Annotated in this window: 24 protein-coding genes; all 24 read right to left on the reverse strand. The window is 29.9% G+C overall.

What is annotated here, in order from left to right; all coding sequences use genetic code 11:
• Positions 1-719 (reverse strand): nucleoid-associated protein (locus I4V51_RS19565; RefSeq protein ID WP_195990120.1); only part of this gene is annotated, 719 nt, incomplete at its 3' end.
• Positions 720-754: 35 nt separating this feature from the next.
• On the reverse strand, positions 755-1,168 hold the full coding sequence (locus I4V51_RS19570) for a single-stranded DNA-binding protein (protein ID WP_195990138.1): 414 nt from the start codon (positions 1,166-1,168) through the stop codon (positions 755-757).
• Positions 1,169-1,179: 11 nt separating this feature from the next.
• Positions 1,180-1,698 (reverse strand): NUMOD4 domain-containing protein, encoded by a 519-nt coding sequence (locus I4V51_RS19575; RefSeq protein ID WP_195990121.1) that lies wholly within the window; start codon positions 1,696-1,698, stop codon positions 1,180-1,182.
• A complete protein-coding gene (locus I4V51_RS19580; RefSeq protein WP_195990122.1) occupies positions 1,691-1,954 on the reverse strand; it encodes a hypothetical protein in 264 nt (87 codons plus the stop codon). The genes I4V51_RS19575 and I4V51_RS19580 overlap by 8 nt, the downstream gene beginning before the upstream one ends.
• On the reverse strand, positions 1,954-2,202 hold the full coding sequence (locus I4V51_RS19585; RefSeq protein ID WP_195990123.1) for a hypothetical protein: 249 nt from the start codon (positions 2,200-2,202) through the stop codon (positions 1,954-1,956). The genes I4V51_RS19580 and I4V51_RS19585 overlap by 1 nt, the downstream gene beginning before the upstream one ends.
• Positions 2,195-2,413, reverse strand: coding sequence for a hypothetical protein (locus I4V51_RS19590; RefSeq protein WP_195990124.1), 219 nt, complete (start codon positions 2,411-2,413; stop codon positions 2,195-2,197). The genes I4V51_RS19585 and I4V51_RS19590 overlap by 8 nt, the downstream gene beginning before the upstream one ends.
• Before the next feature lie 10 nt (positions 2,414-2,423).
• On the reverse strand, positions 2,424-2,927 hold the full coding sequence (locus I4V51_RS19595; protein WP_195990125.1) for a hypothetical protein: 504 nt from the start codon (positions 2,925-2,927) through the stop codon (positions 2,424-2,426).
• A gap of 3 nt (positions 2,928-2,930) precedes the next feature.
• A complete protein-coding gene (locus I4V51_RS19600; RefSeq protein WP_055290782.1) occupies positions 2,931-3,110 on the reverse strand; it encodes a FeoB-associated Cys-rich membrane protein in 180 nt (59 codons plus the stop codon).
• A gap of 76 nt (positions 3,111-3,186) precedes the next feature.
• On the reverse strand, positions 3,187-4,248 hold the full coding sequence (locus I4V51_RS19605) for a tyrosine-type recombinase/integrase (protein ID WP_055290784.1): 1,062 nt from the start codon (positions 4,246-4,248) through the stop codon (positions 3,187-3,189).
• Positions 4,249-4,382: 134 nt separating this feature from the next.
• Entirely contained in the window at positions 4,383-5,216 is an 834-nt protein-coding gene (locus tag I4V51_RS19610) for a site-specific DNA-methyltransferase (RefSeq protein ID WP_195990126.1), read from the reverse strand.
• Positions 5,217-5,328: 112 nt separating this feature from the next.
• Positions 5,329-5,493, reverse strand: a complete 165-nt coding sequence (locus I4V51_RS19615; RefSeq protein WP_195990127.1) for a hypothetical protein — start codon at positions 5,491-5,493, stop codon at positions 5,329-5,331.
• A 47-nt stretch (positions 5,494-5,540) separates the two neighbouring features.
• Positions 5,541-5,717, reverse strand: coding sequence for a hypothetical protein (locus I4V51_RS19620; RefSeq protein ID WP_195990128.1), 177 nt, complete (start codon positions 5,715-5,717; stop codon positions 5,541-5,543).
• Positions 5,718-5,747: 30 nt separating this feature from the next.
• Complete coding sequence (locus I4V51_RS19625; RefSeq protein ID WP_207746027.1) at positions 5,748-6,026, reverse strand: hypothetical protein; 279 nt, start codon at positions 6,024-6,026, stop codon at positions 5,748-5,750.
• Positions 6,027-6,055: 29 nt separating this feature from the next.
• Entirely contained in the window at positions 6,056-6,214 is a 159-nt protein-coding gene (locus I4V51_RS19630) for a hypothetical protein (protein ID WP_195990130.1), read from the reverse strand.
• Positions 6,215-6,233: 19 nt separating this feature from the next.
• Positions 6,234-6,578 (reverse strand): hypothetical protein, encoded by a 345-nt coding sequence (locus I4V51_RS19635; RefSeq protein WP_055290790.1) that lies wholly within the window; start codon positions 6,576-6,578, stop codon positions 6,234-6,236.
• 1 nt (position 6,579) lies between these two features.
• Entirely contained in the window at positions 6,580-7,647 is a 1,068-nt protein-coding gene (locus I4V51_RS19640; RefSeq protein ID WP_195990131.1) for a hypothetical protein, read from the reverse strand.
• A 3-nt stretch (positions 7,648-7,650) separates the two neighbouring features.
• Positions 7,651-7,893, reverse strand: a complete 243-nt coding sequence (locus I4V51_RS19645; RefSeq protein WP_195952321.1) for a hypothetical protein — start codon at positions 7,891-7,893, stop codon at positions 7,651-7,653.
• Entirely contained in the window at positions 7,886-8,311 is a 426-nt protein-coding gene (locus I4V51_RS19650; RefSeq protein WP_195990132.1) for a RusA family crossover junction endodeoxyribonuclease, read from the reverse strand. Before I4V51_RS19650 ends, I4V51_RS19645 begins: the two co-directional genes overlap by 8 nt.
• 9 nt (positions 8,312-8,320) lie before the next feature.
• Positions 8,321-9,097, reverse strand: a complete 777-nt coding sequence (locus tag I4V51_RS19655; protein ID WP_195990133.1) for an ORF6C domain-containing protein — start codon at positions 9,095-9,097, stop codon at positions 8,321-8,323.
• A gap of 89 nt (positions 9,098-9,186) precedes the next feature.
• Positions 9,187-9,426: an AbrB/MazE/SpoVT family DNA-binding domain-containing protein gene (locus tag I4V51_RS19660; protein ID WP_195990134.1), complete on the reverse strand. Its 240-nt coding sequence runs from the start codon at positions 9,424-9,426 to the stop codon at positions 9,187-9,189.
• A 22-nt stretch (positions 9,427-9,448) separates the two neighbouring features.
• Positions 9,449-9,637 (reverse strand): hypothetical protein, encoded by a 189-nt coding sequence (locus tag I4V51_RS19665; protein WP_195990135.1) that lies wholly within the window; start codon positions 9,635-9,637, stop codon positions 9,449-9,451.
• A 7-nt stretch (positions 9,638-9,644) separates the two neighbouring features.
• Positions 9,645-9,956, reverse strand: coding sequence for a MazG nucleotide pyrophosphohydrolase domain-containing protein (locus I4V51_RS19670; RefSeq protein WP_243281579.1), 312 nt, complete (start codon positions 9,954-9,956; stop codon positions 9,645-9,647).
• Between the two features lies 1 nt (position 9,957).
• On the reverse strand, positions 9,958-10,281 hold the full coding sequence (locus I4V51_RS19675) for a Spo0E family sporulation regulatory protein-aspartic acid phosphatase (protein ID WP_195990136.1): 324 nt from the start codon (positions 10,279-10,281) through the stop codon (positions 9,958-9,960).
• Positions 10,282-10,315: 34 nt separating this feature from the next.
• Positions 10,316-10,468: a hypothetical protein gene (locus tag I4V51_RS19680; RefSeq protein WP_195990137.1), complete on the reverse strand. Its 153-nt coding sequence runs from the start codon at positions 10,466-10,468 to the stop codon at positions 10,316-10,318.
• Positions 10,469-10,558 lie beyond the last annotated feature (90 nt).

Raw genomic sequence — 10,558 nt, forward strand, 5'->3', positions numbered from 1 at the left:
GTTTCTGTTCTACTATCACTTACTTGGCTACACCCTAAGAAACTATTTGAGAAGTAATTTGCTCCATATTCATCATCATCTACTGTTCTACTTTTGTTGTTGTCTAGTACCCATAAATCAAACTTATTACCTTCTCTTATAGGTTTTATAAATGCAGCTTTCTGTATTCTTTGAGTACTTCCTGGCAAAGCTGTACTATATTTTATCAATCCAACACCTATTTTATTATCTATAAAATCTACTTGATGGGTAAAACTATTAACATAATCTAACTTAAGTATTCCTAGCATAGGACCTTGATCTGTTATTATTGATGTTATTATAAGATCACAAGATGGAATATTAATATTCCCTTTCATGATTATAAATAATTGTCTTGCTAATTCCTTAGATACCTCAATGATATCTCCATCTAATCCATTTAAATAATCTTGAACTATTTCTCTAACTATATTTCTTTCTGAATTGAATACTGCTGGTACTAAATCATCATTTTTAAATATCTTATCTATATGCTTATATAAGAATCTGTAAGTATCTTCAGTTAACTCTAATGTAAATTCATTTAATACTGGCTCACCTGCATTTGCATCTAATACATGAATTACTGCATCTTGTATATTAATATCATTAACTCTATCCCCTGTATCTATAGAGAACTTTTGCTCCTTATATTCAAATCCATTTTTCTTTTTAGTTTTATTTAATTCATATATCATAAACTCTTTACCTCCATTATTTAATGTATTAATAACTAAAATGGCATGTCTCCATCATCTACTGGTGTCATATCTCCAAAACCTACATCATCTACTGGTGGATTCCAGTTGCTATTGCTATCATTGCTACTACCATTATCTTTGTTATTCCCGATAAACTCAAAACTTTCTACCATTACATCAGTAGTGTATCTTTTAGTTCCATCTTGAGCATCATAACTGCCAGTTCTAATACTTCCTGTAACTGCTAACTGTCTGCCTTTAGTTATATATTGAGTTATATTTTCTGCTGCTTTATTAAAAGCTACACACCTAATAAAATCTGTTTCATCTCTCTTAAATTGTCTTGTAATTGCTAATGTAAACTTGCAAACTGCTGTTCCACTTCCTGCTGCATATCTTAGTTCTGGATCTTTAGTTAAACGGCCTAATAAAACTACCTTATTAATAATAATCACTCCTATTCATATATCTTTCTTATCTTAAATCTTCTTATATAGTTAAATACTGTTCCTTTTGCTACTCCAAGCATTTCTGCTATTTCATCATAAGTAAAATTATTATTTAAAAGTTGTACTATAGTTTCTCTATCTATAGTTTTAATTCTAGTTATTATTAATTCATTATTTATAGCATGATTTACATTCATCTTTTGAGTGCACCATTCTAGATTGTCAACTTTATTATTTAAAGGATTTCCATCTTTATGGTTCACAACTTTGTATTTACAAGGATTAGGGATAAACGCTTCAGCAACCAATCTATGAACTTTAAAATCTCTTTTTACTCCTTGTTTAATTAATTTGACAACACTCCTACTATAATTTTTATTGCTTTGTTGTTTATATGGAGCCAATATTCTTTCTCTTTTAACATACTCATGACCATTCCAACCTTGTAAACTCTTAACTCTTCCTAAACTGCTGATCTCATATAATCCTTCATATCCCTTTATAGGTTTCCATTCCTCCTTATTCATTTTTTAACATCCTCTCTATATCAAATCTTAATTCTGCGATTTTATTCATTATCGTATTAAAATCTTCCATTCCAGTTCCTTTTACTTCTCTATCAATCAAAAACTTAAAAGCTTGGTCTATTGTTGTTAAATATCCTACTGCCTTTTTAACTTCTTTCCCAAAATTCTTACTTTCCTTTTCTTTAACTACTGAATGTTCATATACTGTTACATTTAAAACATCACTTTCAATTGAATACTTTTTATTAATTCTCATTATTTACCTCCAAATATATTTCTTCCATGCATTTCACATCTGCTCATTTCTTCAATCAAAGCCTCATAACATCTAATGTGGTCCTCATGTTCTTTTATAAAAGCTACTCCTTCATCTGTTAACTCATGGTTTTGCTTTAAATATTTATAACCTTCATATTCTTCCTTATCTCTTTCAATTCTTTGTTCTAATGAGTGCTTAAGTATTAAAATATTTTTATATTTAAGCTGTAAATGAATTTTACTCAACTTCAACTGCCTCCTCAATCTCCTTAGAATCTATAATCTCATTGTTAATTTCTCCTATCCAAACTTTATCTAGAATAAGATTGCTACCATCATAATCACCTTTATTACGTTCCATTACTTCTAGATATTCTTTTGCTTCATCTTCAGTTTTAGCTTGTACAGAGTAAAGGTGTCTAACCTTTACCTCTGCTTCTATAAGATAAATCCCCATATTAAAACTCCTAAAGCAATTTCATTATTTTCTCTATGATCTGTTTTCTTAATCTGTAAGTTGTCCTTATTGATAAATTAAATTCTTCTGATATAGCCTCTATACTTAACTTCTTATTGTACTTATAGAAAATAAACTTCTTATCTTCTTCTTCAAGCATTGCTATAGCAACTCTCATCTTTATATTGTTTCTCTCTAACTCATTAACCCTTACCTGGTTCTTAAATTGAGTTTTTCTTATTATCCTCTGCTCTTTAATTAAACTTTCTGCTTGCTGGAACATTTGCTTTTCTACTACACTTTCACCAGTGCATGAAGTTTGTACTCTTTCCTCAAATCCAATAGAACCTATGCTTATATCAAAGTTGAAGTTGCTTGTCCTTAATATTTCATCTACATGATCATATCTTTTATCCAACTCTACATTTTGTTCATTAAGTGAAGCTATTCTCTTTATATTCTCAAAATATCTATATAGCCTACCTTCTGTTTTTCCAAATTTATCTTCTTCCAATTTTCATTCCCCCTCATAAGGTCTATTCATACATTGCTCCTTATCCTTGCAACTTTTACAGTTGCCATTACATTTCTCCCAGCTAGTCATAAACTCATTATCATGATCTTTTGCTATGATTATCGCTGATAAAACAAATAATATTATGATAAGCATTGTAATTATAATTAATACTATTAACACTAAGCCTCACTCCTTAAGACATTTCCTTCTAAATCTCTTATCTGTTGTGTTTTCATGTTAATTTTATCCTTTATTTTTAAGAAACTAATTTTCTATATGCATATTCAACATCTGTTTGAGCTACTTTCGCATATACCCTTAACGTTAATCCAACATCATTATGTCCTAAAATTTGTTGTATGCATTCTGGAGCCATTCCACTTCTTAAAGCAAATGTAGCCATGGTATGCCTAAATGTATGAGGTGTAATCCTCATTTCTATATTGGCCATTTTCTGCATCTTATCCACTATTACTTGATAACCTCTATTATTTAATTTGTTATATGGCTCTGTATTGATTGATTTTTTCTTTGGTGCTTTTGAAGAACAAAATAAATATTCACTTATTATTCCTTGCTCCTCACGTTCTCTAAGATAATTAAGTATTGCTCTTTTACACCTTTCTGTAAAATATACTCTTCTTTCCTTATTCCCTTTCCCTATAACCAATAAAGTTTTATGAGTCATATCTAAATCACTTACTTTAACATTCCCAACTTCGGCTACTCTACAACCAGTTGATAAGAAAAATTCTAATATTGCCCTATCTCTTCTACTAAGCATACAATCTCTTAACATTTCAACTTGCTCTTCGTTAAGTGGTTTCTTTTCCCTTTTTGGTTCTTTTACTGGTTTTATCGAAGAACATGGATTCTTAATTATAAACTCTTCATTTTGAAGCCATGCAAAGAATAATTTAATAGGTGTCATAAATGTGTTCATTCCAGCAGCACTCTTGGTACTACTTTCTGCATACATGAACATTTTAATATCAGCACTTGTAATCATAGATACTGGCTTATTAAAGAATTTGCATAATTTTCTTAAGTTATATATATAATTCTTTAAAGTTGCTTCTGATAAACCTTCAAGCTTTTTAGTTGCTAGAAAATAATTTATTCTATCTTCAAGATCACTTGTTACTAATGCTGTTTCTTTTGTAGTAACCTCATATCCATATAAAACTTCTTCTACCAATCTTTTTATCTCTAACTGTTTTGGTAGATTAACCTCTAGCTCTGGAAACTCCATTGTTAATTTTCCTATTAATTTTACAGTTACTTCTTCATTACAATTTCTATAGTTTAAGTTCTCCATGTCCTTCTCCTCCCCATTCACTAATTGATTTTGATTATCTTATGATAATAGAAGTATATAGCATTATCCGTATTCCCTTCTATTCTCTCTTTTTTTTGAATTGTTCTCTACTAAATTAATTTTTAATGAGAATATTATAGAATATCGTCTATGCTTATTTGGTTGTTATCATTTTTATAATTCAGCATTTTATCCTGTGCCTTTTTATAAAATTCCTTAGATATTTCAAACCCATAACAATTTCTATTAAGTTCCATAGCCGCTCTTAATGTTGTAGCACTTCCTGCGCAAGGGTCAATTACAACATCCCCCTCGTCAGTAAATATCTCTATGAGTTGCTTAAGTAAGCCTACAGGTTTTTGAGTTGGATGTATCTTCGGATATGCTTTACTATTATCCTTCTTCCATTCAAACCAGTTGAAAATCATCTTTCCAGTTCCTCTTATAGGCTTTCCTGTTTCTTTATCTATTTTTCTTCCGTTATTGAACTTAGGCAGCTTGTCCCTGTATAAAACTACTGCATGTTCTGTAGCTCCAACTATTTTCATATTGGCTTTTAACACTTGAGAGCTGTAATTTTTAACAAAGAACAATGGATAACTGTTATTAAATCCATACTTTTCTCCGTATTTAATAACCATATTCATTTGTTCAAAACTACAAAACACTATCATCGCTGGTGCTTTTCCTTTTTCCTTAGGCTCTTTAATTAATAACTTGCTACAGAAATGCATATATTCAGCTATATTAAAGTTATGGTCTGTATTAAAAAATGCTTTTCCAGCCTTTTTACTTTCACCTTGTTTATTATCTCCATTTACATACCATTCAGTACTCGAAGCATAAGCATTCTTCCCTAAGTTATAAGGTATATCAGCTATTACTAACTGTGCTTTTGGTATTCCATATCTCTTGAAATTTTGAAAATTATCATTATACAATTCTATTTTTGTTTTTTTATTATTCATCTTTCTTTCCTCCACGTCTGGAGGTGAGTACTCACATTTTATCTAGAATTACTCCATTTAATTTTTATATTTTTAAATTTTAATTAACACGCAATATTTTTTGAATTGTTCGCTAATCTATCTCTACAACTTCACAATCTATGTCTAAAACAGCAAACAAATCTGTTAATTCTGTTGCCAATTCAATCACGCTTCCTTTTAAATCTATTGCACTTACTAATTGCTCCCCTTTATAAATATCTACTGTTAAAGAATTATGATTTATCTCTATTCTCATTTTTCTTTCCTCCGTTTACTCCGCAATAATTTCAGAATTATTCACTATCAAATTTCTTCATTTAGCCATTTTATTTGTGCAGTATATCTCATTTTTAATGGCTTAATATCGTTTATTTCAATCCCATAAGTTTCTTCAATATGAGATATAATCATACCTAAAGCTTGTTCTTCTGCACTTTCATTATTACCAAAGGTTTGATTAAAATCTTCGAATCTTTTCATTTTATCCACCTCACAATATTTTCATACTCATTAATCTCTATAACCTTCAATTCCTATAAAATCTTTCCATGCTTCTTCTACTACTCTATTGCAATCAAATTTAAGTCCTTCTGCACAACCTATATGATTAACTTTGCATTTACCAATACAGTCATAACACTTGAAAGGACATCTATCCTCATTCTTTTCAATCAAAGCACTTACTATATGCTCAATATAATCTGAATCCCTATCATCTTGTTCAATGTCTGGTATATTAAATTGGTCATATAATAATATAAATAATGCTTTTTTAATATCTTCTTCCACTTTAAATGCTCCCTTCACTCACAATAATTTCATTTAATTTTTGAAAGTATCTTTTTCACACACTCTTCTTTCTCTTTATTTCTTTTATACACTGTATGCCCATCACTTCTAATAACTATCTCCAAGTTATTTATTCCTTTTCGTTTTAAATTCCAACTTATAAACTTAATAGCCAACTCTTCTAACATATTTATTTCAAATTGCCTCCTAACTATTTAAATAATTGGCTCTATCCCAAGCTATAAGGCTACGTATTGCTTCTATATTGCTTCTCTCATTTCTTAGCCTATCTTTGCATATCTCATATTCAATATCTGCTATATCTCGCTTATATCTTAATTCTGCTTCTTGTCCTCTAGCTATATCATATACAAGGTTTGCTGGATAGTTATTGCCTCTTCCTCTTAGTTCTATTTCCTTCTTTGCTAAAGCCATTCTATACTCTCTCTCCGCCATAGCCTTAGCATAGCCACGTTTCCTTAACTCTATTGTTAGAGAGTCTAAAGTTTTCTTAGACTTCTCCAACAATTCTAATTTCTCTGCTATATCCATATTAGTTTTCCCTGAAAGTAAAGACTGCTTGTAATTCAGCTATTTCTCTTTCAAATTTCTCTAATTGCTCTTTCTTATAAATTTCTACTGCAGCTAGATCTTTAAATGTGATGTCTTCTCTTGTAACTCCATTTTCATCAGCAATATATTTACCAAACTCACCCTCAAGTTCTCTTGAAACAACTTTTACAACCTCATTAATGATTTTTAAATTACTCATTTTCTTCTCCTTTACTACTTTATTAAACTCTTTTAAAAATTCTGCTCCTGCTTTTCCCACTTCAACTATAGCTTCTTTAACTTTTTCTTCTGGTTTCTGTTCCTTTTTAGCAACTTCTTTTTTAGCCTTTCTTTTTTCAGCTGCTCTCTTATCACTTTCAGAACCAACATAATGAACATTAGTATAATCTTCATACTTTGGTTTCATAAACTCGTCTTTCCCTAATATGAATAAGCCCCTTAAATCGCTATCTGAAATCTTTGGATATTCAATTTTAAGTAAATTTATTATTCCTTCTGACTTTTGATTGTCATTTAAATACTTGCTTATTTTCTCAATTATTTCTGGTTCAACTTTTTTTATATAATTCTTATAATTCTCATAAGTTCTTTGATAAACATTGTTAATCTCAGGAGATACTAATCCTACTCCTTTATAATCAGATCTAATTTGTTTAATAATTTGAACTTTACTTTTTCCCTCTGTAATCCAATTTTCAATCTTAGATACTATTTCCGTTTCTAATCCTTTTAACATTTTTAATCTATTCTCCTTCCCATATTTACTAACCACAAATCTATATTCTGCATAATATTTTCCAAATGCTGAATTGAACTCGAATGACTCTTGCCAATCCATATCAGTTCTTTCAAATAGAACTCCTGTTAATATCTTGTCTACTGCTTCAATACACTCTATTTCTGCATCTACTTTAGCTTCTCTTAACATTGTGTCTATAACTTTCTTTTGCCAAGGAAGTAAAGTATCTAACCATTTAGTTTGTGCATTATATTGAGCTACTTCTTTACCTTGCTCTCTTTCTAACTTTCTTCTTTGACTTCTATTCATCTGCTAACCTCTCAATAATAAAGTTTTTAAACTTGTCCAATTTCCTTCAACTCTTACATCAATGTTATTATCTGATAATATTGTTCCAATATTGAATGACTCTCTATAATCAACATCCTTGTAAGTTACAATAATGACTCTATTTGTTACATCTGTTATAACTCCATCTTTAGCTTCTAACTTACTCCTTCTATCACTTGTAAAAACTCTTACTTTTAATCCCTCAAATAAATCTAATTTACTCATGTTCCACCTCATATAATTCAACCTTAACTAATGGCTTGTCTGCATAATGTTTGTCTATTCTTAAGCTAACAACTTGGCTATCATCTTTGTATGCTAGTCCATTTAAACTATCTAGGACAATCTTAGCAATGTTATCTAGATCAGGTTTCTTAGTAGGCCTTAACTTACCATGATAAACTTTTTCTCTGTTAGATTTACTCATACTCTTAGGCATTCCATAATAACAAGTAATTACTGCTTCTATAGGCTTATCTGTATACTTGTCCCCTACTAATGTTTGATATTGGACTTTTACTAAGTTTTCATAATTAATAGTATCTCCTGGTGTATAAGTTCTACCTGTTTTTGTATTAAATCTTGGTCTGCCTTTACCTTTTGGTTCACCTGGAACTATAAATGCTACTCTAAATCTCTCCATTATTTCCTCCTAATTGTTAAACTGAATTTGACTATTAGCACCAGTAATCATATATCCTAATTCTTTAGATGGTTCCCACTTCTTAATGTAGTCTATAGCCTCTTGATAATCTTTCTTTGCTGTATCTTTATAACTAGATACATGGAATACTTGCTTGTATCTTTTCCAAAGATTAGAAAATACCTTCTTACTTAATTCCCTATATGCTGGAGTATCTTTCCCACCCAAAACTTGTACCATTCTTTCCTTAGCAATTCTATGAATAACTTCCTGTTGTCCATAATCTATGGTCATGCTATTATTTAAGACCTCTAACTTTTCATCTACTTCTTCAAGCCTTTTATCATGATCCTGAATTACTTGATATTGAAGTTGTAATAATTCCATTGGTGACATAGGTTTACTTTGATAGGATCCTGTTTTTCTTATTGATGGTAATACCTCTGATGTTACCCATCTTTTAAACTTCTTTGCTTTAGGCATATCACTCCTTAGTATCAAGGAATAAAATCCACTTTCATTTATTAAAACTCCACCTTTAGTTCCAAAATCATTTAATCCTAATTTTTGCAAATCGTAATATGCTATTTGCTTTTTATCTTCTTCATCTACATGAGTTCTTAATGCATCACTTGAATTTGAATAACCTAAAACTTCTGCAATATCCTTACCAACTAACCAACCTTCTCCATTAATCTCTACTGCTCTTACTTCAAGTTCTAATTCTTTATTAACAAATAATTGAACTCCTTCTTTTCTTTGATGCTTTTCAATTTGATTTTCCATTTCTACCTCTCCATTATTATGATATTGAATTTCATATGAGAATGAACACTTACAACTATAATCCAATAACTGCTCATTCTCCCCCTATTTTATTTACAAATATCTTTTATACAATTTGTACAAACTTTCTTACCTTTAAATTCAACTACGTATTTAACACTTCCACAGAATACACATCCTGGTTGATACTTTCTTAAAATTATTTCCTCATCACTCACAAATATTTCTAACGGATCTCCCACTTCAATATTTAAATTCCTTCTTAATTCTATCGGAACAACAATTCTCCCTAACTCATCTACTTTTCTTACAATTCCTGTTGCTTTCATAATTTTACCCTCCATATATTAATTATTCTTCACTTTGAATAACTTCTAAAACTTCAACTGCATCATAGTTATCTGCATACCATTTCCCAAAACTCTCATAAGTGTAAAATATTAATCCTTGCTTTTTACCGTTATCTTTATCAATAAAGTCTACTTGGATTTCAACTAAACCTTCTGCTAAATTTCTAACATCTTCTAATCTCTTTGACATATCTAAATCACTCCTTAATGAAAATATTAATAATCTTTTTTTCTTTCCATCCTCTGTTTACAAGCTTTTTATTATGTCTACTAAATAATTTGTTAATATCAAAGCCTTCTTTTGCTAATAAAACTAATCCTCTTATTGCCACTTGGATAATATCAATCAATTCCTCTGCTACGTGTAGCTTGCCAGAATCCTCTTTAATCGCTTCTTGTACTTCCATGTATTCTTCTTCAAGTTTATTTGAAATCTTCTCCCAAGAGTCGTTATCGTTGTTCTCTAACGTCTTTATATTTCTATCAAGTATCATTAACTTTAATTTCATACTAAATCCCCTTTACTTGACTAATATGAACTGATAATTTAACACTATCTCTAGCAGGTACTCCAGTTTCATTAAGCATTACTGCAACTTCTGCTAAATCATTAATTCTTCTATTCATTCTTCTTAGCTTTCTTATTATATCTTCCAACTTAGCTATTCTATAATCTTTAGCTTTAACTACCTGTTTAAGATATATATTTTCAACTACTGGATCCTTAAGCATTTCTTCTAAAACTTCTTTGTCCAATTCTTCACTAGCTGCAATTGTATCAGCATGATTTAATCCTAAGTTATCAATACATGAATACATCTTATCTCTATTCACTTTTACATCCCCCTTTTTTGAATTGCGAATTACTTTACTCAATCAAGTAATCACATTTTGCATCGGCGTAAATATTTTTATGAACATATAAATCTAAATCTTCTTCATCTTCTTCATAATCATAAATTCCTATAGTTTTTTCACCATCTAACTCTTGTAATTTCTTTATTAAATCTTTAATTTTCATTATTCTTCCTCCACCTTTGGTACCGACATTAATGTCGCTCGCATTCATCAACATTGTAAAAGTGATAGCATATAATCTATTAATTCATCT

The sequence above is a fragment of the Clostridium sp. D53t1_180928_C8 genome, from assembly GCF_015667795.1.
Classification (GTDB): Bacteria; Bacillota; Clostridia; order Clostridiales; family Clostridiaceae; genus Clostridium.